Genomic DNA, 21,980 nt, shown 5'->3' with positions numbered 1-21,980 from the left:
CGGGACTGGCCTCTAAGAAAGTCAGCCTTAGCTGAACAGGTTTTTGAAGAAGTGAACAATGGACTGAATCAGCTCCCAAATGAAGAACTTTACCTCGGGAGTATCGGCACCCGTTTCTTTCGCTTCGGTGCCGCTCGACTGATCTGTGCCGCCTGCAGTGCCTGTCGTCTGCACATTGCCGCCCTTCGGGGCATCTTTGTCGACAGCGGCGGTGACGGCCGATGCCGCGGGTGCCGAAGCTTCTCCATTGACCGCATCCACGAAGCAGAGCGGCGGGAATAAGACGCACCACCAGTTTTGCCCTTCAGCCTTGCCCAGCGAAATCCGGAGCGCTTCGTAATTGCCCGCAGGGTAAACTTCACTGCCGTATATTTTGGTTGGAAATGGCACACTGCCAAGCTCCGCTTTATAGTCGTATGTGAATCCGCGTTTATGCAATTCATTGGCTATGACCCGTTCGATGTCGCCCATATGCGAGAGGATCGTGCCCCGGGCTTCTTCAATCGTTTGCGGGCTGGTTACCCATTGATCGATTTCGGCGACAACGGCGTCGCGGACATACCGCTTAACCGCCTGATCTGCCGCGCTGTCGGAATTGGCGAGAATACGAAGACGAATGGATTCCTTGGGAATCTCACCGCCTGCAATGGCTGCATCTGCACGCTGGCTTTCCCAGCTCATAATAAGAATGATAATGGCAAGAAACAAGTAACCATAAGAAGGGCGGTAAGGAAAACGGGAATAAGGGCGGATCATAACGTTAAGCTCCTTTTCGTCACCCGTCGGTGCACTCGGCTTTACGTTCCGGAACGATCATATCCCTAAGTATGTCCACTCTGGCAATCTTTAAACCTAGCAGCCGGAGAATAAGAAAAACTAGAATTCCAGCACAAATATAAAACGCATGGAGCCCTCTTCGAGGATGGAAGCGCAGCGTTGGATTCAAGGATTATTCGGAGCCGGCTATGCATGAAGCCTATCTATTTCGGTATGCCTAAGAAGTATAAAATCTTGCCCTTCCCTTCGATATACACTCCATAAGTTAAAAAAGACTCTAGTAACGAAAGAGAAATAATCTCTTTACGTTACTAGAGTCTGCCTGTTATAACAGCTTTTCATACCTCATGCCCTGTTGTTCACGGCAATCACATGCCGTTCGATGCCGGCATAATCGTCAATGATCCGAACCTCGTCCCATTCGCCGAGCTGTTCCAGCAGTCTTGCAACCTCACGGGCTTGGCCCATGCCAAGCTCGAAGGCAATAATCCGCGGCATCTGTGCCAGCCGCGGAAGCTGCTCCAGCATACGGCGGTAAGGGTCAAGGCCGTCACCGCCGCCGTCCAGCGCAAGCCGGGGTTCATGGTCCCGAACCTCCGGCTGCAAGCCCGCGATGTCTCCGGCCGGGATATACGGCGGGTTGGAGACGAGCACATCGATCCGCAGCCCGGCGGAGTCATTCTCCCCGCCGGGAGCGCCAGGCTCACCCTCGCGCCGCAGCCGGAACGGCGCGAGCAGGTCGCCCTGCACGAACGCCATGCGCGCCGCTGCGCCATGGCGCGCCGCGTTCGTGCGGGCGACCTCCAGCGCGTCCGGCGACAGATCGGACGCGCTGACGCGCCAGAGCGGACGCTGCACCGCAAGCGTCACGCCGATGGCGCCGCTCCCTGTGCCGACGTCAAGGACCGTCGGCACACCTGCGCTGACTGTGCGGCCCGTCAGCGCCGCCCTGGTCCCGCTCTCGCTGTTCGCCTCAGCCGCCGCTTCACCAACCTGCCGTGATTCATCTCCGGCCACAGCACCGATTTCTGACGGCCCCGCACCGGTTGTGCGGCTGCCTCCAGCCTTCACTGCAGCTTCGCCACCCTGCCCCGCTCCACGGCTGCCAGCTCCGCTCGCCTCCGGCCACAGCCTGTCGGCCTCGGCAAGCACCGCCTCGACGAGCAGCTCCGTCTCCGGCCGCGGGATCAGCACGGCCGGCGTCACAGCGAACGGCAGGCCATAGAACCACTGCTCGCCAATCAAATACTGCGCCGGCTCGCCGGCTGCCTTGCGCGAGATCAGCGATTCCCACTCCGCTGAACGCTCCACCGGAAACGGATCCCGCCAATCCCGCAGCAAGCCCGCCTTCTCCAGTCCGAGCAGATGCATCAACAGCAGCTCGCTGTTGGACCTTGGCTCCGTAATCTCATGCCTCTCCAAAAACAAAGAAGCCTGCAAGCAGGCTTCTCCAATGGTAAACAGCCGGTCCGCTTCTCCCATCCGGAAGTCTGCGGGGCCGGGGCCATTCATGCTGCGCTCCATAATCCATTAGCGCCCCTCTCTATATACCGTCAGCCTCACGCCATGATGCGGCGGTCAAGCCGGTTTCCCGATGAATCAGCTGATTTGCTCGATCAGCTCTGCTTGAGCCGTTACCGTGAGGGCATTGATGATTTCACCCATATCGCCGTTCATAACCGAATCCAGCTTATGCAGCGTCAGACCAATCCGGTGGTCGGTTACCCGGCTCTGCGGATAGTTGTAAGTACGGATCCGCTCGCTGCGGTCGCCGGTACCCACTTTGCTTTTGCGCTCGCCGGCGTATTTTGCTTCTTCCTCCTGGCGGCGGATGTCGGAAATGCGCGCCCGGAGAACCTGCAGCGCTTTGGCTTTGTTCTCATTCTGCGACTTGCCGTCCTGACACTGCGCCATAATGCCTGTCGGCACATGAAGCACGCGGACAGCCGACTTGGTCGTATTAACGGACTGCCCGCCGGCGCCGCTGGAGCAGAACGTATCCACCCGGATATCCTTGTCGAGAATTTCAATCTCGAGCTCTTCCACCTCAGGCATAACCGCAACGGTTGACGTGGACGTATGAATCCGTCCGCCCGACTCTGTTACGGGAATACGCTGAACCCGGTGCGCGCCGCTTTCGAATTTCATTTTGCTGTAAGCGCCCTTGCCGTTGATCAGGAAAATAACCTCTTTGTAGCCGCCCAGATCGCTTTCGTTGGCTTCCATCAGCTCCACGCGCCAGCCTTGGGAATCGGCAAATTTCATGTACATCCGGTACAGATCGGACGCGAACAATGCCGCTTCATCGCCGCCTGCCGCGCCGCGGATCTCCACAATCACGTTCTTGTCGTCATTGGGATCCTTCGGCATAAGCAGAATATGAATGTGATCCTCAAGCGCTGTCTGGCGCTCGGACAGTTCTTCAATCTCCATCTTCACCATCTCGCGCATTTCATCATCGAGCTTCTCGGCCTGCATGGCCTTCGCATCGTCGAGCTGCGCCGATACTTCCTTGTATTCCGTATATGCTGTGTAAGCGTCCTGCAGATCCGACTGCTCCTTGGATAAGTCGCGCAGCCGCTTGGGGTCGCTTGCCACATCCGGATCGCACAACAGCTCGCTTAATTTATCATACCGGTCTGCGAGTGCCTGTAAACGGTCTAACACATTCATTCACCTCTACATGTAATAAGATTTCGCTGATTGTTGTCTTATTATTATATCATAACGCGGGGCTTTCCATAAATGTGACTTTAACTAAATATTTTCAGCGTCCAATTTCAAGGAGATATGGATCCTTGCCCCGCCGGTTTTGCTTTGGCCTCCACGGCCTGCCCCTGCACCCGGATCATCAATGAGCTGGCCAAGGCGATCAGGCTGACGATAAAGCCGTAGGCGAACATATGGGAGAAGCCTGTCATCAGATCGGCATTCTTCGCCAGGAAGGCGCCCATTATCGTCACCCCGACAGCCGTCCCGATATTGCGTGAAAATATTTGCAGAGAGGTAGAGACGCCTTTTTGCTTGCCATCCACCAGCTGCTGCGAGCCGATCATGGAAACGGCGGACAGCAGGCCGAAGGAAAGGCCCATCAGCACCGAGCCGGCAAAGGTGAACCAGAATCCCGAGGCTGGGGAGAGCTGCAGAAACCAGATGCCCGAAGCCACGAGAATGGCATTGCCGGCAATCATCAGCCAGCGGTAGCCGAAGCGCCCGATCCACTTGCCCGCAGGCACGGACATGGCCATCCAGCCCACGGACATGCCCAGCATCGCCACACCGCTCATAAACAGCGAATAGCCATGCTTCTGGAGAAACATCGGCAGATAGCTGGCGCCCCCGAATATCGAAGCATAAGCCAGGAAAGAATTCAGGTTCATCCAGGCAACCGGCTTATTGCGGAACAGGTTGAGGGGAACAATGGGCGAAGCCAGCTTTTTCTCATACTTGTAAAACACAATAAGCAGCAGCACGCCCGCCGCTCCGGATAAATAGAAGAAGGTGCCGATGTCGACCACGGTCATAAGAAGCAGGAGACTGATTCCGGCGGTAAAAACCAGCGCTCCCGTATAGTCCACTTTGGAACGCTTGGGTTCATACACTTCGCGATACGGCAGCAGCAGCAGAACCGAAAGCAGGCAGATCGGGATATTGATATAAAAGATCCAGCGCCAGGTGGCGTACTCCACAAACATGGAGCCTAGCAACGGGGCAAGCACAGCCGAAATTCCCCACATCGCGGTAAACAAAGCCTGGATTCGCCCCCGCTTCTCCACCGTGAACAGATCCCCTGCGATAATCATCGGAAAAGGATTCATCACCCCCGCGCCTATTCCCTGGACAGCCCGGAAAATAACGAGCTGCACCATCGTATGCGCACTCCCGCACAGGATGGAGCCCAGCATAAATAAAATAATGCCGACGGCAAACACTTTCTTGCGTCCGAAGATATCGGAAATCCGGCCCGCAATCGGGGCCATGACGGTCGAGAAAATCATATAGCTTGCAAAAACCCATGCATACAATTCAATACCGCCCAGCTCCTGGGCAATAATGGGCATCGTCGTATTGGCAATGGTGGAATCCATTGAGGCGACAAGCATCGCCATAACAATGCTGGCCAGCACCGGTATCCGATTTTTCATTGAGCAGCACCTTCTATTGGAGGAATAAGGAGCTTAAGCATACAACTGTTTATCCTTGGGCAGCAGAATTGCCAATATCCCGAGCAGCGGCAGGTAAGCACACAGCTTCATAATGAATGCAATCGTCGTCGCGTCGGCGATCCAGCCCAGCACAGCCGAGCCCAGACCTCCTATGCCGAAGGCCAGGCCAAAGAACAGGCCGGAGATCAGACCCACCTTCCCCGGCATCAGCTCCTGCGCATACACAACAATAATGGAGAAGGCGGAAGAGAGAATAAATCCGGCAAGCACGCATAATACACCGGTCCAGGTCAAATTGGCATAAGGCAGTAAAATCGAGAAGGGCGCCGTCCCAAGGATCGAGAACCAGATAATATTTCTGCGGCCGAAACGGTCCGCCAAAGGGCCTCCAAGAAATGTTCCCGCCGCTGAAGCAGCCAGAAAGGCAAACAGGAACCACTGCGCATGCTTCACTGATACGCCGTAATAATCAATCAAATAAAAGGAATAATAGCTGGAAATGCTCGACATGTACACATGCTTCGAGATAACAAGGAAGACCAGAACGACGACTGCCCACATCACCTGCCGGGAGGATAGGCCTGTCAGACGCAGCGGCTGGGCGCCGCTCTTGGCTTTCTTGCGTCCGGGAACGTTCTGATCGCGATACCAGCGGGCCACATAGGTCTGAATGATGATTGCGGCGGCGGCAACAAAAGCAAACCAGATGACGCCATGCTGACCCACTCTGACAAATATCACCGCTGTCATAATGGGACCCAGGGCGCTCCCGATATTGCCTCCCACCTGGAAGATCGACTGCGCCAGACCGCGCTTGCCTCCAGCGGCCAGATAAGCTACACGGGACGACTCCGGATGAAAGACAGCCGAGCCCACGCCGATTGCAATAACGGCTAGCAGAATAACGGAATAATGCGGTGCCAGCGCTAAAGAAACGATCCCCACCAGCGTGAAGCAGACGCCGATGGGAAGGATATAGGGCCGGGGCTTGAGATCGGCGGCATAGCCGACCGCTGGCTGCAGAAGCGAAGCCGTCATATTCATCGCGAATGCGATCAGACCGATCTGCTTGTAGCTTAAATCGAGAGAATCCCGGAGTATCGGGAATAGTGCGGATACGGTCGACTGCATCGAATCATTCAGCAGATGGACAATACTGATCGCGAATAAAATTGGAAATACCGTTGCAGCCGCAGGTTTGGTAAGTGGAGCTGTAGAGGTTGCCATGGTTTAACTGTTTTCTCCCCTTCAAACGATACGAAGGAAGGACCCTTTAGAATTCGGGCCCTTCCTTCATTCGATAATAATGTCGGAGTCTTCAGGTCCTACACATTGAAACGGAAATGCATAACATCTCCGTCTTTCACCGTATAGTCCTTGCCCTCCAGGCGAAGCTGGCCTTTCTCCTTCGCCGCATTCATGGAGCCGGCATTCGTCAAATCCTCATAGGATACGACCTCCGCCCGGATAAAGCCCCGCTCAAAATCGGTATGAATGACGCCCGCTGCCTGTGGCGCCTTCGTCCCTTTGCGAATCGTCCAGGCGCGAACCTCCTGAACCCCCGCTGTAAAATACGTGTAGAGCCCCAGCAGCTTGTAAGCTGCGGCGATCAACCGGTTGAGCCCGGATTCCTGCAGGCCCAGCTCCTCAAGGAACATCGCTTTATCCTCGCCCTCAAGCTCGGCGATTTCCGCTTCCACCTTGGCGCTGATCGGCACCACCTCGGCGCCTTCGGCTGACGCAAATTCGCGGACGAGCTTCACATAAGGATTCTCATCCGAATTGGCCGCTTCGCCTTCGCTTACATTGGCCGCGTACAGAACCGGCTTAAGCGTCAGCAAATGAAGCTCACGGATCAGATACAGCTCTTCTTCGTTCAGCTCGATGCTGCGCGCAGGCTGATCGTTATAGAGCGCCTCCTTGACCCGTTCGAGCACCTCAACCTCCTGGGCAACCTTCTTGTCGCCGCCCTTCATGTTCTTGCGGCTGCGGTCGATCCGCCGGTCGACGGAGTCGATATCCGCCAGAATCAGCTCCAGGTTAATCGTCTGAATATCGCCGATCGGATCCACCTTGCCGGAAACATGGGTAATATTATCATCCTGAAAGCAGCGCACGACGTGAACAATCGCGTCCACTTCGCGAATATGGGCCAGAAACTTGTTGCCAAGCCCTTCCCCTTTGCTCGCTCCCTTCACGATGCCTGCGATATCGATAAATTCGAATGCTGTCGGCACCGTTCTGTTCGGCACCACCAGCTCTGTCAGCTTGTCAAGACGCACATCCGGCACTTCCACGACGCCCACGTTGGGATCGATCGTGCAGAACGGATAATTGGCGGACTCGGCGCCAGCTTGCGTTATCGCATTAAACAACGTTGATTTCCCGACATTCGGAAGACCAACAATACCTGCTTTCAAAGCCATTGCTGTACACCCCTGCTTTCGAAATAAACATTTCTCAGGTCATTATACCCGATGCGGCAGGGGAAGAAAAGAAAAAAGGGAGGAGGCCCGCCGCGCATAAGCGGCTTTCCTCCCTCCCGGGTTGAAGCTTTTCCATTCGTTGTCTGCGGCCTTTTTCACGAACAGGAACAGGTTGTCTGATCACACCCAGGCGTCATTGGAGTAGCCCCGCTGCTCCCAATACCCGATATGTTCATCGGGGATGAGTTCAATCCGGTTGAGCCACTTGACTGATTTGTAGGCATACATTTTCGGCACAATCAGACGGACAGGCCCGCCCAGATCGCTTGGGATCGGCTTGCCGTCGTGAAGCACGGCAACCATCACATCGTCCATATCCGCCTGCTCCAGCGTCAGCGAATCCGTATATACTCCATCTCCGGAATAAAACTTGACGTTCTTCGCCTGCTGCTGCACACCCGCTTCCTTGAGAAACTGCTTGAGCGGTATCCCCTCCCAGGTATTGGAGTAGACGGACCAGCCGGTTACACAGTGAAAATCGCTCACCTGCACTTTGCGCGCCAGCTTCACGAACTGCTCCCAATTGTAATTCATCTTCTTGTCAACCAGTCCGTCCACGGCAAACGACCAGTTGCTGTTATTGAAGGAGGGAATCTGCGTCACGGTGTACACGCGGAACGAACCGCGGCCTCCCCCGCCCGTGGGCGGAAGCGATGCGGGAAGCGGCTGGGGTGCGGGAATCAGATTGTTGGCATCGGATTCCACCAGCTTCTCTATGTCGGCTCCCGTTCCGATGGAATTGCCGACCCAGCGCAGGAACGAAGGACCCAGCGTGATGGCAAGACCTGCTCCAATCGCGGTCTTAATGAATGCACGCCGGGAATAAAGCGCTCCAGGAGAGACAGCCGGGTGGATTTCCTTCTCTTTATCCGGCTTGCCGCTCTTCACCGTACGGCGGTGCGGCTCCTCCTTGAGCCATTTCGCACGCGTGATGGAATGATAGATAATATAGGGAAGTCCGATCCATGTGAGCAAATCATGCACCAGCAGAGCTCCGTTGGACCATCCGGGACCGACCAGCCTGAACTGCCAGAGCAGCAAGCCCGACAGCAGCCAGCCAACGAGCAGCGCCAGCACCACAATGACGTTGGCCCTCTGCGACGACTTGCCCCTCAGCTGCTTCCAATGCTTGCCGGCCAGCAGCAGATAATAGACAACCGGAAGCAGCGAAGCAATCCCTACGACGATATGAATCCAGCGGATCCACACCCTTCCTTCACCCAGTATACCGCGCCAAAAACCGCCAAACAGCAGAAGTCCGGAGATCGTCAGAATGACAACGATCCAACCGTTCCATGCATGCAGCGCGTGAAGCTTCTTCCCGTAGCCCTTACGCAGTGACGCCAACCAATTGCTCATGCGTTCCTCGCCTCCCGATCATGATTCCAACCGCTAATGATCCACCGCTAATGATCCTGCATTCTTATACAATCATGTCATGAATCCTCGCGGATTCTAAACGGCTTCAGGTACGGTAAACCAGAATATACTCCCGCCTGCCGGGGGACAATCAAGACCGATCTCTCCGCCTGCCTGCTCGACCAGGGATTTGGCAATGGAAAGCCCCAATCCCGCGCCGCCGCTCTCGCGCCCCCTGGAACGGTCCACCCGGTAGAAGCGCTCGAATACCCGCTCCCGGTCCGGTTCCGGCACACCTTCTCCCTGATCCGATATCCGGATGCGAATGCGATGTCCCTGCTCCGCCAGCCCTTCCACGGCTATAGCACCACCCTGCGGGGAATAACGGATCGCGTTCTCGAGCAGATTCTGCATAATCCGTTGAAGCGACTGCGAGGGCAGCCGGCAGTAAAGAGGCTGGTCCGGAAGCTTGACCTCAAGGGTGATCGAAGCCGCTTCCAATTGAGGAGCGAACCGCGGCAGCAGCTCCAGCAGGCTGTCTTCAAGCAGGCTCTGCGACGGCTGCTCATATTCATCCTCACGGGGAGACTCTCCCCTGTCCAGCATGGACAGCTCGAATAACTGCTGCATCAGATGCCCAAGACGAATCGCCTCCGCGCGGATGGTTCCCATATAACGGCGGACCGCAGCTTCATCATTAACTACGCCGTCCTCCAGCGCTTCGGCATACGCCTGCAGGGAAGCCAGCGGCGTTCTGAGATCATGCGCCATATTGGCTACGAGCTCGCGTCTGGCGACTTCAGCCGCCTGCAGCTGGTGGAAGCTTGCTTGCAGCTTGTCGCCCATCTCGTTGAACTGGCCGGCCAGCAGCTTCAGCTCTACAGGTCCGACGAGCGGGACGCGGGCCTGAAAGTCCCCGTCCGCAATACTCGCCGATCCTTCACCGATCCGCTTCACAGCCGCTTCAATCGGACGTATAAGTAGAAAATGCAGTATGCCGGACAGCAGTCCCGCACCCAGCGAGACGATTGTCAGCCAAATGAACTGCTCCTCTGACAGCAGCATGAATCTGTAGAACAGAATGAGCAGCACGATAATAACGAGAATACTTATGGCATTGGTCAGCAGCAAATAAATACGCAGCTTCATGACTGCCTCTTGCCTTCAAATTTATAGCCAATGCCCCAAACCGTCTTGATCCAGCTGGGCTCGGAGGGTATTGGCTCCAGCTTTTCCCTCAGTCTGCGGATATGTACAGTCACCGTGGTCGTATCGCCATCGAATTCGGTATCCCAAATGAGACTGAGCAGCTGGCTGCGCGAGTACACCCGCCCCGGGTACTCCGAGAGCGTGAGAAGCAGGTCAAATTCCTTTACGGTGAGCTCCGCTTCCGTGCCGCCCACAATAACGCGCCGTTCATCCGGATAAACGGATAAGCCCTCAAAATGAATCTCCTCCCGAACAGACTGCGCAATTGCCCCTTGTGCTCCGCCTGCTCCCGGCAGGAAAGCGTTTGAAGCAGCCGCGCTTGTGCCGACACGGCGCAGTATATTTTTCACCCGCAGGACAAGCTCCCTTGGACTGAAGGGCTTCGTCATATAATCATCCGCGCCCATCGTCAGCCCAAGCAAACGGTCAGGCTCCTCGCCCCGCGCTGTCAGCATAATAATCGGCACATCGCTTGCTTGCCTGACCGCTTCGCATACCTGCCAGCCGTCCATGCGCGGCATCATCAAATCGAGCACAAGCAAATCCGCTCTGCGTTCCTCCCATAGCTCCAGCGCAGCGGCTCCGTTATGGGCAATGCGGACCTCGTAGCCCTCCCGTTCCAGATACCGGCGGCACACATCGGTTATGTTGCTTTCGTCATCGGCAATAATGATGCTGCCTGCCACATCGGCGCCTCCTCCATGCTCCATTTTTGGTGCTTCTATTATACCCTGCTTACAGTTATAACGAATATTTCTTCTATATCATAACGCGGGAACGGTATTTTATTACAAGCATAACGGATAACCGTAAACGAAGAAGAACGAAAAGATTATAGAGTTCTAACGAATGTATTACGAAAGTATGAACGGAAGGCCGGATGATGTTAAGACGAGGATCAAATAAAGCAAAAAAAGCCCCATACCCCGCAGGGTATGAAGGCTTTTCGAAAGAAAAGAAAGGCAGAGCGATTAGATTTGGCCTTGAATTTTATTTTTCAAGGAATCTTTGGATTGCAGACCAACCATTTTGTCAACCGGTTGTCCGTCTTTGAAAAGGATCAATGTCGGAATGCTCATGACTCCGAATTGGGAAGCCAGTTCAGGCTCTTCGTCCACATTGATTTTACCGATGGTGGCTTGGCCGGTCAATTCCGTGGAAAGCTCTTCAACGATCGGAAGCTGCATTTTGCAAGGTCCGCACCATGGAGCCCAGAAATCTACAAGGGTCACGCCGCTTTCGATGCTTTTCGTGAAATTATCTTTTGTCAATGCTACTGCCATGATAATCATCCTCTCAATTATAAGTTCCGGGTGCTCCGGCTGCTTGGAGGGAGCTGCCCGTTATACCTTGTTTCTTAAAAAAATCAACAATCCTCGCACTCGTGAATTTGACCGAGTACATCCGTAATCGTAATGCCGCCGAAGTACTCCTCCAGCTGCTTCTCCGCCTTGCAGAAGATACCATCCATAACCTCCCGCATATTGGAGCCGACTACACAATCCATATCAGGATTGCCGGAACACCAATTAGGGATGACGGATCCTTGAGCCAATAAGCGGTACACATCGGCCAAGGTAACGACCGAAGGATCGAGCGTCAGCCGGTAACCACCGCCTGCGCCTTCCCGCGTATCGACATAGCCGCCGCGCCGCAGATAGCTCATTACTTTACGTATTCTGGCTGGATTCGTGGCAACATTGTCGGCGATTGCTTCGCTCGAAGCCATTCGGTCCGGACGATATGCCAAGTATACCAAACTGTGTACGGCTATCGTAAATTCGCTGTTCATGCGTTACGGCCACCCCGCTTTGTACTGTAATAATATCAGTTACAGTTGAAAATGTCAACAGGGCAGGCATTGATTATTTCGGATTACCTCGCATGAAATTCATACCTTCTCTACAGTTTAAAATACCCTGTTTAGAGAGAGCCTACTCAAACTTTTTCAGCGGAGGCCGGGGAAAGGCATTCATTCCTCCCCGGGCAGATCGAACAAATCAAGCTGCTCCACCGGATCCGCCTGCGGGTCCTCACCGAAGAATCCGCGCGGCGGCGTCTGGCCCAGCATGGCCATCAGCTGCAGCGCATTATCCGCCGCATCCCCGCCGGAATTATTATTGAAAAGAATACATACCGTCTCTGACAGCTGCTCCAGCCTGATCAGCCGCTGAGCCCATTCCTCAAGCTCCTGCTCGTTATAGCGATACAGGTACCGCACCTCCCGCCAGTTCGGCTGGCCGCTCGACAACCAGCCGTCATTGCTGCGTCCATGCAGCCGCACAAGCGTAAGCTGCGGATCCACCGCCGCTTCCACAATCGGCACGGAGCCGTCGCCGACCTGGGGTTCATCGCATACCGTATGAATCCACCCTTCCTCGCGCATGAAAGTCAACGTCTTCTGCATCATATCGGGCTTGAACCAGCTTTGATGACGAAATTCAAGGGCAACGGGAATATCCTCCATCCTTTTCCTGGCAGACCGCAGTACGGCGATATTGTGACGACTGCAATCAAACCATGGGGGATATTGAAAAAGGACAGCTTTCAGTTTGCCTGCCTCAATAACAGGACCGATCGACTCACGAAAATCGCGAAACATAACCTCCAGATCATCTTCAGAATATGCCTGGCGCGTATGCCCTGTCATGCCCTGATAGGCTTTAACGACGAATGAGAAATGCCCGGAAGTGTCTCCGGCCCACTTTCTGTACAGGCTGTCTTTGTGAATCGCGTAATAGGAGCTGTCCACCTCTACCAATGAAAAGAATTTGCTGTATTCCTTCAGTCTTTCCTGCGGCTTGATGCCAGCTTTATAAAGCTTGGCATGGTCTCCCCATCCTGCCAGTCCAATTGAAATCACGGTTATGCCACCGCCTTCACACAAAAATGAGATTGAAATTATTTTATAATACCCCGATGCCTGGTGAACACATGGGAGTATTGTAATATAGCCTGAATATAATTACAGCATGTTGATACAAGCTTAACAATCAAACGTTAAAATATACTGAATTGATTAGAAAACAGTCATATAAAATGGTAATTTTATCAAGATTGGACAACGGTGTCGGATCAAGTTTTGCAATATAAGGAGAATAAAATGAATCATCGATATACGATTAGGGACATCGCCCGGATATCGGGTTTTTCATTCAAGACCGTGTCGCGGGTAATCAACGACGAGCCCAGTGTAAAGCCAAGCACGCGGGAGAAGATATTGCAGGTCATTGCCGAGACGAACTTTAAGCCGAATATGTACGCCAAAAACTTGAACACCAAAGTCAATAAAAATATCCTCGTCTCCATCCGCAAGACGCAGGGGCAGAACACGACGCAATGGTTCGATTACCTGATGTCCTTCATGATCAAGGAAGCCCGCGATAAACAGTACATGCTTATTCAGGAAATAATTCGCGACGATGCAGACCTGCAAAATTCGATGCTGGAAAAATCCGGCGGCTATATCGATGTTCTTGTGCTGTTCTACGTGGATGATCATGACAAGCGAATCGAAATGGCGCAAAGAAACCATATCCCCTATATCTCCTTCGAGAAAAACCCGCTTGCTCCAATCTCTATCACCAACAATAACAGACTGGGGATGACGCAGGCAGCGGAGTTTCTGTTTGCAAGAGGTTTAACGACCATATGCCTGCTGCTCGGTGCGGCAATCGATCTCAACCTCGACCGAGCCGAGGCTATTAAGGAAGTATATAAGCTGCACAACATTCCTCTGGATCGTCTGGAGGTCATTTACAACATGAATAATCTGGAGAATATCAAGCGGTTTGTGGACAGGCGGATTGAAGACAACAGGCTGCCTGATGTCTATTTTGTATCGGGGGATGAAAAAGCGATTGCGGTGTACAACTCGGTATACGCACACGGATTGTCCATTCCGCAGGATGTGTCCGTCATGGGCTTCGATAATATTCCGATCTCAAAGTATTATTATCCTCCGCTCACCACTATGGGACAGGATTTCGAGAGACTCGCGAGCGAGATGTTCATAGTCATTGAAAGGCTGATCGGACAGGAGCAGGACATCCAGCCTGTGAAAGTAGATCCACAGCTGATTATCAGGGAAAGCGTCAAATAACTGTGGAAGCGAAGCTGTGCGCGAAATGGTACAATAGTAGAAAAATTACGATTGCGAGAGGATCATAGATGATGCATATTGACTTATATTCCGATGTCGTTTGTCCCTGGTGCCGCATAGGCAAGCATAATTTGTTCCAGGCTCTTGAGCTGTGGGCTGAGAAAGGCGGAGAACCGGTTACGGTGTCCTACCATGGATATCTGCTTGACCCGACACTTCCCGAGGAAGGACTTCCCTTCAATGATGTGATGAGATCGAAAATAGGAACAGAAGCCCAATTGAAGCAGATGACCGAGCATGTGACACAGGCCGGCGCTGCAGTAGGCGTCACATTCCGCTTTGACCTGGTGAAACGGATGCCCAGCACCCGGCTGGCCCACCGCTTCGTGGCTTTGCTGCCCGCAGAGCTTCAGGCAGCGGCGATAGATGAGCTGTTCCGCGCATATTTCGAGGAAGGCCGGGATGTCGCCCAGCTCGACGAGATCCGTGCAGTCCGCGCCGCCATCGGTGCGGAAGAGTCCGTCATCGCCCGATTGCAAAACGGCGAAGGCGCAGATGTGCTGGAAGCTGATCTGGCGCAGGCCCGCAGTCTCGGCATCACAGGCGTTCCTTTCTTCGTATTCAACAACCGCTACGCCTTGTCCGGCGCCTATCCCGCAGATAAGATTGTTCAGCTGCTGGAACGGGTCAGCAAAGGGGAATAATCAGCTATTACAGGTCAGGAAGAAGCGGCTGTCGCCGTCCTTTAGCGGCTAAGCCAAGTTTCTTCCCTCAGAAAATATAAGCAAAGTATGGAGGAATTTATACTTCCTTATACTTGAACAAAATAAAGCAGGTGACGAAAAATTCAGTCACCTGCTGGCCGCTCGGAGAGCAAAGAAACTTGCAAGTGCCACCAAAGGCTGGCGCGCGCTGCAAGTTTCTTTTTCATTCAAGCTGACTTACATATCCGCCTCATACTGCTTCGACATCATGATGGATTGGTCCATACTGTTGAATTGAACCGTCCAGCCATAGAATTCGGAAATCGAGCGGACCGGGATGTACACGCGGCCGTCTACGACAACAATGGAGGTTCCTGTCACAGCCGAACCGTTCAGCGTGATCTGCTTGGGATTGACTGTGCTGTATACCGACACATTGTAACCATTGGTCACGGTTGTCGTTCCGGCCGCCTTATCGAATGTAATCGTTCCGCCCGTAGCTTCCGCCCAGTAACGGACCGGAATATATGCCGTTCCGTTTTGAAGAATAGGCGTGGAATCCATCGCGGTGACCGTACCGTTCACAGTGAGATTCTTGCTGTTGACTTTCATTGAAACGCTGGAGGTCTCGAATATCGTTCCCAAACCGCCAACGCTTCCGGTTGAACCGCCGCCTGTCCCTGTTCCGGGAAGCGTACCGGGCATTTGGAATTTATCGCTGTTCTGGGCAATGATACCGCCAGTCAGCGAATCAGCTGTCATGAACATATGGTCGTAGGCTGTGCGCAAATCGTTGTAGGCAGCCGCATAGCTCGCCTGATCATAATGATTGAATGAATCCAGCAGCTGATTGATATGCATCTTCAGTCCATCGGAAATTTCATTCTCATTAAAATAGGAAGGATTGGCGGCAGCGAAGAAGCGCGCCTGATCCATGCGGTATTTCTCCAGCTCAGCCGCAGCCGCCGCACGGTCTGTTTCACTGTTTGCAGCCGTCGCTTTCACATAATCGGCGAAGTAGCCGATATGCGAAGACCAGAGAGGCCGGAAAGCCTCGCCTGCCGCATCGCCATACACGCTGGTGATCGCCGCCGTCAGATCAGCGGTGTTATCGCCGAGCGATAAGGATGCCGCTTCAAAATCCGGTTTGGCATCATTGGCCTTCTGCATGGTCAAAGCTGCAAGCAGAGCATGCTCGCCGAGCAGACGGCCAAGTGTGGAACGCAGATCGGAAGCCTCCTGATTGCTGCTGAGTGAAGGGAATTTGGCCGGGTATTGAGCAGAGATTCCTGCTGCAAGAGCATCGCCGGTTTCGAACATATGCGCATAAGCTGCGCGGGTATCCGCATAAACCGCGGAGTAATCCTTGTTCACATAGGCATCAAAAGCATCCAGCAGATGATGAATATGCATTTTCAAGCCCTCGGCAATAACCTCCTGCTTGAAGTTATCGGGGTTGGCGTTTGCAAAAAATGCAGCCTGTTTCGTCCGGTAATCCTCCAGATCGGCAATCGCCTTCTGGCGCCCTTCCGGATCATTGGCCGCTGTCGCCTTGACGTAGTCGACAAAGTAGCCGATATGCGTGGCCCAAATGGTCTTGAACTCTGCGCCTGCGCTTGCTCCATAGACGGAGGCAACGGCCGCTGTCAGATCATCCGTATTGGCACTGAGCGCATTCGCGGCATCGTTGAAATCCGCTGAAGCATCATAGCCCTTCTGCATTGCGATAACAGCAAGCACGGCATGCTCGCCAAGCAATTGTCCAAGACCTGCCCGCAAATCCTGCGTGGCCCCTTTGGCATTCTGGGCTTGCGCTCCAGCCAATGCAGGAACGACGAGCAACAAACAAGCTAATAAAACCCCGACCTTCTCTTTCAAACCCTTCACTGTTCATCTCTCCTCGATATGTAGGATGATTGCCGTCTTAACACTTATGACTTACACCGCGGATTAGAGACTGAAACTGCTTTCATTAAAAAAATGTGAAGGCTCTCATCATACTGAAGTCACAATTTTTTTTGAATATAAACAGGTATATAATTACTTTTATAGGAATTTTTATAAATGAACAGCTTCGTAAAACAGCAAAAAACCTCCTGCCATAAGGTTGGAGGAGGCTGCAATTGCAAAGAAAAAGTGAAGTTAAATCCGAACAAGATTAATGCGAAGCCAGAGTTTGCTTAATCGCGGCGTTAAGCTGCGTAAGCTTTGGCGTCTGAATTTTCACATCGTCGGTTAGGGCATATTTGTTCTTCAGGGCAAGAATCCGCGTCACACTTTCGTTGATCCGTTCTTCGGTAATGTCTCCCTTGCCCACGCTCTTCTTCAATGCCTGGATCACACTCGCCACATTGTCATATTCATGGGCCACCAGCAGAATATCGCTGCCCGCCATAACGGTCCTTACGGCTGCCTCCCCCATCCCGAAATGCTCGGCGATCGCTCCCATGGTCAGATCATCCGTGATCACCACTCCTTTGAAGCCAAGCGTGCCCCGCAGCTCGTCGGTAATGACGGTTTTGGATAGAGAGGCCGGATATTTGGGATCCAGCTTGGGAAATAAAATATGGGCGATCATCACGGCATCCACACCCTCATCGACCGCTTCTTTAAAAGGCAGCCATTCAAAGGACTGCAGTTGGGTCAGACTTTTGTTCACCACCGGCAGCTCCAGATGGGAATCAACGGAAGTATCGCCGTGGCCGGGAAAATGCTTCACTACCGGAATGACCCCTGTCGATTGAATCCCCTTCATCACTTCCATCCCCGTGTCCGTTACCAGCTTTGCCGTCGCTCCGTAAGAACGGTCCCCGATAACGGGGTTATCGGGATTGCTGTTAATATCCAGAACGGGTGCAAAATCGACGTTAATCCCCATTGCGCTGCAGGCCTCGCCGAGAAAAGAGCCGATCTTGGCAGCATAGTTCGGCTGGTTCACTTTGCCCACGGCTCTGCCGGTCGGCAGATCGCTGACCCCGGGCAGACGGCTGACCCTGCCGCCTTCCTCATCGACAGAGATGAACAAGGGCGCCGAATTGCTGCCGCGGTTCCATTCCTTGATCCGGTTCACATAAGCTGCGACTCCTTCCGGGCTCGTCAGATTGTTTTTGTAGAAAATAATGCCCCCTACATGCTCATCCGCAATCATTTTCCGCGTCTGCTCCGTGGCGCTGCTTCCCTCTACGCCGGCAATAATCATCTGTCCCAGCTTTTCCTCCAACGTCATCGCCTTCACCTGAAGCCCGATTTCATCGGAGGGAGATGAATGACCCGGCTCAGTTTCCGGCTCATTGCCGGAACCGCTGTTGCTGCCGGTATCCGGGAGAGCGGAGCCCTCATCCGGCTCAGGCTGGTCACCGGCATTCCCATGTTCCTGAGCCGGCTGCTGTTCCACTGATCCGGCGGATCCGCCCGTTTGATCCGATTGCCCTGCCTGTTTATTGCCGCATCCTGCCGTGAAGCAGCAGATGCATATGATAACGGCTAGCCATCCCGCTTTTAATCTCATAAACTGTCCTACCTCCGCTATATCGTCCTTCACTGCATGTCAATCCATGTTAGTTTACACTTAATCCCGGCTGCTTATAATCAGCCCACATGCTTTAGACGTGCGCAGCATCAATTATGTTCTGGATTTTATAGATTGAAAAAAACAACAAAAAGCCCCCCAACCGGAATTGAAGGGCTTCTTGTTTATTTGTGTCTGCTGCTATAACCGCCATTACTTTGCGGCTCAACACTGCTAGATGGTCCACAAGCTCCAATCATTGCGCCGCTTGCCTAGGACATCGATCCAGCGGAAGGTAATATCAAACAGCTGCTCCCGGGCAGCCCTCGAGGAAAAGGTATGATCCGCCTGCAGAATGACCTCCTTGTCGCAGCTGCCTTCCTTGCGCAGCCAGAACATCTTCTGGTACAGGAAGCAGTAATCGACGGGCACTACTTCATCGGCAGTGCCGTGGACGACGAGAACATCTCCGTTGAAGCTCCGAAGCTCGGTCAGGGGCTGGAACTGCGCCAGGGAATCGGTGAAGTGCTTGGTCAGCTCGTAATGCATATAGTCGCTTTTTCCCGAAAGTTCAATCTCTTCGATGGTGCGGGTGCCGACGATGTTGCGGATATCCATGAAGGGATGTGCCACACCTGCCCATAGAACCAGTGACTTCACCCGCGGGTCGCGGGCTGCCGTCAGCACCGCAACCGCGCCTCCCAGACTGTGGCCGAGCAGAATAATCCGGTCCGGATCGACCAGATCCAGGCAGTAGCCGTAATCAATCACCGTCCGGGTCTGCTCAATCATATCCTCAAGTCCGCCGCTCCCGTAATCTCCTGTGCTCTCGCCGCATCCTCCATAGTCGAAGCGCAGCACCAAATAGCCGTTATTCGTCAATCGTTCGGCTGCCTCGACAAAAAGCCTGTCGGTTCCCATCCGGTTGCCGATAAAGCCATGGCATATAATAATAAGCGGAAATTTATCCGCTGCTCTGCTGCCTTCCCGATCCAGCACCGGATACTGCAGCACTCCGGATAAAAGAAGATCGCCGCTCTTAATCGTTATGGGATGATTCATGAATCGCACCGCCTAACCCTATAATTCCTACCTTTATACTATGAATTAAGATTAACATGATAATTCAATCCCGTCAATATGTGAATACCTGATTTGTTTGATATCCGCTTTACGTCAGTTTCATTGCAAGCCTCTGGTCATTTAGTATTTCCCCCGCATCTGGAAATTTACCCGGCTGCAGCCTCGGAATTTATATTGCTTATTTTTGTGTAAGATATATTGACATGTAATTAACGCAAAGAATATAATGCAAATAAGATCACAATGACGTGAATCGAAAAATGTAATTGGCCTGCACACTGACGTGCAGCTCAATTTGGCAAAGAGGCCGCAGGTTCAGTTGATTACAACTGTGCTGCGGCCTTTTATTGTGTTTTGGAGCCTGTTCAACAAGCCGGCCCACTAACGAAACGATGAGAATTGGAAGGGGTTTTTGCCATGATGGATCGGAAAAGCTTTTTGAAAAGCGGACATAGCCCTACGCTGTTGAGTTCATTTTTGTACTTTGATGTCAGCTTTATGGTATGGGTTCTGCTGGGTCCGCTCGTTGTTGTCATTATGAGCGACTATCCTATGGACGCCTCGCAAAAAGCCAATCTGGTGGCGCTCCCGGTACTGGGCGGCTCTGTTCTGCGTCTTGTGCTCGGATATTTAACCGATGTTATCGGTCCCAAACGCACCGGACAAATCGGCATGCTGCTGACCATGGTTCCGCTCGTATGGGGCTGGAAGTTCGTTGATTCCCTGAATGAGCTCTATATGGTCGCTATTCTTCTGGGAATTGCCGGGGCTTCGTTCGCCGCTGCGCTGCCGCTTGCCAGCCGCTGGTATCCGCCGCAGTATCAGGGATTAGCGATGGGAATTGCCGGGGCCGGCAACAGCGGCACTGTTTTTGCGACGCTGTTCGCCAACCGGATCGCCAACTATTTTGGAGACTGGCATGTGGTATTCGGACTGGCCATCATACCTGTCTCCATCGTCTTCATTATTTTCAGTATATTTGCCAAAGACAGCCCCTCGCAGCCGGCGCCGCGAACATTATCCGAGTACGGCTCCGTTCTCAAGCAGCGCGATACCTGGATGTTCTGCATCCTGTACAGTGTCACGTTCGGCGGATTCGTCGGCATGTCCAATTACCTGACCATCTTCTTCAACACCCAATACGGGCTGAGTCCCGTCCGTGCGGCGGACTTTACTACAGTCTGCGTCATTGCCGGCAGCTTCTTCCGTCCGATCGGAGGATGGCTGGCCGACCGGATTGGCGGCATCCGCATGCTGATGGTATTGTACGGCATTGTGGCCATCATGATGGCCAGTATATCCTCGCTTCCTCCGCTCTCGCTCATTACCGTACTTCTGTTCATCGGCATGATGAGCCTCGGGATGGGCAACGGCTCTGTCTTCCAGCTGGTGCCGCAGCGGTTTCAGAAGGAGCTCGGCATTATAACGGGCATTGTTGGCGCGGCAGGAGGACTTGGCGGTTATTTTCTGCCCAAAATTCTCGGCAACCTGAAGCAGTCCACCGGCTCCTATACACCGGGCTTTCTTATTCTGAGCGGGGTTGCGCTCGCCTGCGTCGTGCTCATTTTCATCATTCAGGGCTCCTGGAAGAAAACCTGGATTGGCAGCGGCGGCAAAGCCCGCGAGAGCCAAAACGCAATTCAGAACACGATCGCGTCGTAAGCGGGGGTCCACGGACAAAAATCCGCACAGGCATGCTCGCACATGATTTGTGCTTTTATGCCCTTCGCCCGGTCAGCACAGCAAAATTATAATGCTTGAACAAGCAATCCACATCTGTGAAGCCAGCTCGGGCGAGCCAGCCCAGCTGCGATTCCACCGTTGCATATTTATCAATCTTCATCCGCTCCAGAGCCAGATCAAGATTGTCCTGGGAGAGCCCGCTGCAGAGCACCGCCGCACGCCATGTCTCTTCGTAATACCGGTGAATGGCCGGCGTGCTTCCCAGTACCTGATCGGCATTAATGAACAACCCGTCATCCTCAAGAAGTGAATAAGCTTTGGCATAAATGGCCTGCTTGGCCGCATCCTCCAGATGATGAATGGAGAGCGAAGAAATGATAATATCGAATTTCCCGCTGTATTCGTAGGCCGAATAATCGGCGACGATATATTCAACCCGGGACAGATGGCTGAATCTGACCTTGGCGATATCCATCATATTGGAGGAGAGATCGATAAGGGTCAGTTCGGCATCGGGATATTTCTCCACAAAAAAGGAAGAAAATAATCCGGTTCCCGCTCCCAGATCCAGGATCCGGGGGGCATTCCGGCTCTGCCCGGAAAATGCGACCGGGATACCATAGAAATCATCAAAGCTTGGGATCAGCATCCTTCTTTGCTGGTCGTACTTGTCTGCAATTTCATCGAATTTCACTTTTACCTGATGACTGTCCTTGTTCATACTCACGGCCAATCCCTCCTATGCATGGATCCGAATAAAGTTATCTTCTGATCCCACTGTATAGGATGTACCTGTTATTCCACAAATATATAATTACTATTGTTCTAATAGCTTCTTCCTATAGAATGATAAACAACAGAGGCAGAGAGCAAATCGCCAGCGTATCCGCATTCCCTATCTTC

The 21,980-nt window shown here is 53.2% G+C and carries 19 protein-coding genes; 3 read left to right on the top strand and 16 right to left on the bottom strand.

Features of this window, described 5'->3' with window-relative positions:
• Nucleotides 1–27: 27 nt before the first annotated feature.
• From spoIIR to ACFOLF_RS19210, 12 genes are all read right to left on the bottom strand, one after another.
• The gene (gene spoIIR, locus ACFOLF_RS19265; protein ID WP_210039073.1) at nt 28–756 is read right to left on the bottom strand and encodes a stage II sporulation protein R; all 729 of its coding nucleotides are present in this window, start codon (nt 754–756) and stop codon (nt 28–30) included.
• Between the two features lie 366 nt (nt 757–1,122).
• On the bottom strand, nt 1,123–2,301 hold the full coding sequence (locus ACFOLF_RS19260; protein ID WP_379114447.1) for a N5-glutamine methyltransferase family protein: 1,179 nt from the start codon (nt 2,299–2,301) through the stop codon (nt 1,123–1,125).
• Nucleotides 2,302–2,376: 75 nt separating this feature from the next.
• The gene (prfA, locus tag ACFOLF_RS19255) at nt 2,377–3,444 is read right to left on the bottom strand and encodes a peptide chain release factor 1 (protein ID WP_210039074.1); all 1,068 of its coding nucleotides are present in this window, start codon (nt 3,442–3,444) and stop codon (nt 2,377–2,379) included.
• 113 nt (nt 3,445–3,557) lie between these two features.
• Nucleotides 3,558–4,922 (bottom strand): MFS transporter, encoded by a 1,365-nt coding sequence (locus tag ACFOLF_RS19250; protein ID WP_210039075.1) that lies wholly within the window; start codon nt 4,920–4,922, stop codon nt 3,558–3,560.
• A gap of 33 nt (nt 4,923–4,955) precedes the next feature.
• The gene (locus ACFOLF_RS19245) at nt 4,956–6,170 is read right to left on the bottom strand and encodes an MFS transporter (protein WP_210039076.1); all 1,215 of its coding nucleotides are present in this window, start codon (nt 6,168–6,170) and stop codon (nt 4,956–4,958) included.
• Nucleotides 6,171–6,268: 98 nt separating this feature from the next.
• A complete protein-coding gene (gene ychF, locus ACFOLF_RS19240) occupies nt 6,269–7,369 on the bottom strand; it encodes a redox-regulated ATPase YchF (protein ID WP_210039077.1) in 1,101 nt (366 codons plus the stop codon).
• 180 nt (nt 7,370–7,549) lie between these two features.
• Nucleotides 7,550–8,788: a molybdopterin-dependent oxidoreductase gene (locus ACFOLF_RS19235; RefSeq protein WP_210039078.1), complete on the bottom strand. Its 1,239-nt coding sequence runs from the start codon at nt 8,786–8,788 to the stop codon at nt 7,550–7,552.
• A 96-nt stretch (nt 8,789–8,884) separates the two neighbouring features.
• Entirely contained in the window at nt 8,885–9,937 is a 1,053-nt protein-coding gene (locus ACFOLF_RS19230) for a sensor histidine kinase (protein WP_210039079.1), read from the bottom strand.
• Entirely contained in the window at nt 9,934–10,683 is a 750-nt protein-coding gene (locus tag ACFOLF_RS19225) for a response regulator transcription factor (protein ID WP_210039287.1), read from the bottom strand. The genes ACFOLF_RS19230 and ACFOLF_RS19225 overlap by 4 nt, the downstream gene beginning before the upstream one ends.
• A gap of 285 nt (nt 10,684–10,968) precedes the next feature.
• Nucleotides 10,969–11,280 (bottom strand): thioredoxin, encoded by a 312-nt coding sequence (trxA, locus tag ACFOLF_RS19220; RefSeq protein WP_210039080.1) that lies wholly within the window; start codon nt 11,278–11,280, stop codon nt 10,969–10,971.
• A gap of 83 nt (nt 11,281–11,363) precedes the next feature.
• On the bottom strand, nt 11,364–11,789 hold the full coding sequence (locus tag ACFOLF_RS19215) for an RrF2 family transcriptional regulator (RefSeq protein WP_210039081.1): 426 nt from the start codon (nt 11,787–11,789) through the stop codon (nt 11,364–11,366).
• A gap of 180 nt (nt 11,790–11,969) precedes the next feature.
• Nucleotides 11,970–12,860 (bottom strand): DUF72 domain-containing protein, encoded by an 891-nt coding sequence (locus ACFOLF_RS19210; RefSeq protein ID WP_210039082.1) that lies wholly within the window; start codon nt 12,858–12,860, stop codon nt 11,970–11,972.
• Nucleotides 12,861–13,100: 240 nt separating this feature from the next.
• On the opposite strand from ACFOLF_RS19210, the gene ACFOLF_RS19205 reads away from it, so the two are divergent.
• Together ACFOLF_RS19205 and ACFOLF_RS19200 are read left to right on the top strand one after the other, a co-directional pair.
• On the top strand, nt 13,101–14,099 hold the full coding sequence (locus ACFOLF_RS19205) for a LacI family DNA-binding transcriptional regulator (protein ID WP_210039083.1): 999 nt from the start codon (nt 13,101–13,103) through the stop codon (nt 14,097–14,099).
• Nucleotides 14,100–14,167: 68 nt separating this feature from the next.
• Nucleotides 14,168–14,803 (top strand): DsbA family oxidoreductase, encoded by a 636-nt coding sequence (locus ACFOLF_RS19200; protein ID WP_379114442.1) that lies wholly within the window; start codon nt 14,168–14,170, stop codon nt 14,801–14,803.
• Nucleotides 14,804–15,040: 237 nt separating this feature from the next.
• On the opposite strand, the gene ACFOLF_RS19195 is transcribed toward ACFOLF_RS19200, so the two are convergent.
• From ACFOLF_RS19195 to ACFOLF_RS19185, 3 genes are all read right to left on the bottom strand, one after another.
• A complete protein-coding gene (locus ACFOLF_RS19195) occupies nt 15,041–16,690 on the bottom strand; it encodes a copper amine oxidase N-terminal domain-containing protein (protein WP_210039084.1) in 1,650 nt (549 codons plus the stop codon).
• A 271-nt stretch (nt 16,691–16,961) separates the two neighbouring features.
• Nucleotides 16,962–18,311 carry a beta-N-acetylhexosaminidase gene (gene nagZ, locus ACFOLF_RS19190; RefSeq protein WP_379114440.1) on the bottom strand — a complete coding sequence of 450 codons (1,350 nt, stop codon included), beginning with the start codon at nt 18,309–18,311 and terminating at the stop codon, nt 16,962–16,964.
• Between the two features lie 234 nt (nt 18,312–18,545).
• A complete protein-coding gene (locus ACFOLF_RS19185) occupies nt 18,546–19,373 on the bottom strand; it encodes an alpha/beta hydrolase family protein (protein WP_210039085.1) in 828 nt (275 codons plus the stop codon).
• Between the two features lie 441 nt (nt 19,374–19,814).
• Here ACFOLF_RS19185 and ACFOLF_RS19180 point away from each other — a divergent pair, with 441 nt between their 5' ends.
• Nucleotides 19,815–21,056, top strand: coding sequence for a nitrate/nitrite transporter (locus ACFOLF_RS19180; RefSeq protein WP_210039290.1), 1,242 nt, complete (start codon nt 19,815–19,817; stop codon nt 21,054–21,056).
• Nucleotides 21,057–21,111: 55 nt separating this feature from the next.
• Here the strand turns inward: ACFOLF_RS19180 and ACFOLF_RS19175 are convergent, their stop codons facing one another.
• The gene (locus ACFOLF_RS19175) at nt 21,112–21,798 is read right to left on the bottom strand and encodes a class I SAM-dependent methyltransferase (RefSeq protein ID WP_210039291.1); all 687 of its coding nucleotides are present in this window, start codon (nt 21,796–21,798) and stop codon (nt 21,112–21,114) included.
• Between the last annotated feature and the right edge of the window lie 182 nt (nt 21,799–21,980).

The organism is Paenibacillus sepulcri (assembly GCF_042647105.1).
In the GTDB taxonomy this organism is placed as follows: domain Bacteria; phylum Bacillota; class Bacilli; order Paenibacillales; family Paenibacillaceae; genus Paenibacillus_Z; species Paenibacillus_Z sepulcri.
This window is presented reverse-complemented; position numbering and strand designations above follow the sequence as displayed.

Coding starts and splice junctions, on each gene's coding strand:
- ACFOLF_RS19185 (WP_210039085.1), bottom strand. CDS start 19,373: ATGAATCATCCCATAACGATTAAGAGCGGCGATCTTCTTTTATCCGGA.
- ychF (WP_210039077.1), bottom strand. CDS start 7,369: ATGGCTTTGAAAGCAGGTATTGTTGGTCTTCCGAATGTCGGGAAATCA.
- ACFOLF_RS19235 (WP_210039078.1), bottom strand. CDS start 8,788: ATGAGCAATTGGTTGGCGTCACTGCGTAAGGGCTACGGGAAGAAGCTT.
- trxA (WP_210039080.1), bottom strand. CDS start 11,280: ATGGCAGTAGCATTGACAAAAGATAATTTCACGAAAAGCATCGAAAGC.
- ACFOLF_RS19180 (WP_210039290.1), top strand. CDS start 19,815: ATGGATCGGAAAAGCTTTTTGAAAAGCGGACATAGCCCTACGCTGTTG.
- ACFOLF_RS19200 (WP_379114442.1), top strand. CDS start 14,168: ATGATGCATATTGACTTATATTCCGATGTCGTTTGTCCCTGGTGCCGC.
- ACFOLF_RS19175 (WP_210039291.1), bottom strand. CDS start 21,798: ATGAACAAGGACAGTCATCAGGTAAAAGTGAAATTCGATGAAATTGCA.
- ACFOLF_RS19205 (WP_210039083.1), top strand. CDS start 13,101: ATGAATCATCGATATACGATTAGGGACATCGCCCGGATATCGGGTTTT.
- ACFOLF_RS19245 (WP_210039076.1), bottom strand. CDS start 6,170: ATGGCAACCTCTACAGCTCCACTTACCAAACCTGCGGCTGCAACGGTA.
- ACFOLF_RS19260 (WP_379114447.1), bottom strand. CDS start 2,301: ATGGAGCGCAGCATGAATGGCCCCGGCCCCGCAGACTTCCGGATGGGA.
- ACFOLF_RS19230 (WP_210039079.1), bottom strand. CDS start 9,937: ATGAAGCTGCGTATTTATTTGCTGCTGACCAATGCCATAAGTATTCTC.
- ACFOLF_RS19215 (WP_210039081.1), bottom strand. CDS start 11,789: ATGAACAGCGAATTTACGATAGCCGTACACAGTTTGGTATACTTGGCA.
- ACFOLF_RS19250 (WP_210039075.1), bottom strand. CDS start 4,922: ATGAAAAATCGGATACCGGTGCTGGCCAGCATTGTTATGGCGATGCTT.
- nagZ (WP_379114440.1), bottom strand. CDS start 18,311: ATGAGATTAAAAGCGGGATGGCTAGCCGTTATCATATGCATCTGCTGC.
- spoIIR (WP_210039073.1), bottom strand. CDS start 756: ATGATCCGCCCTTATTCCCGTTTTCCTTACCGCCCTTCTTATGGTTAC.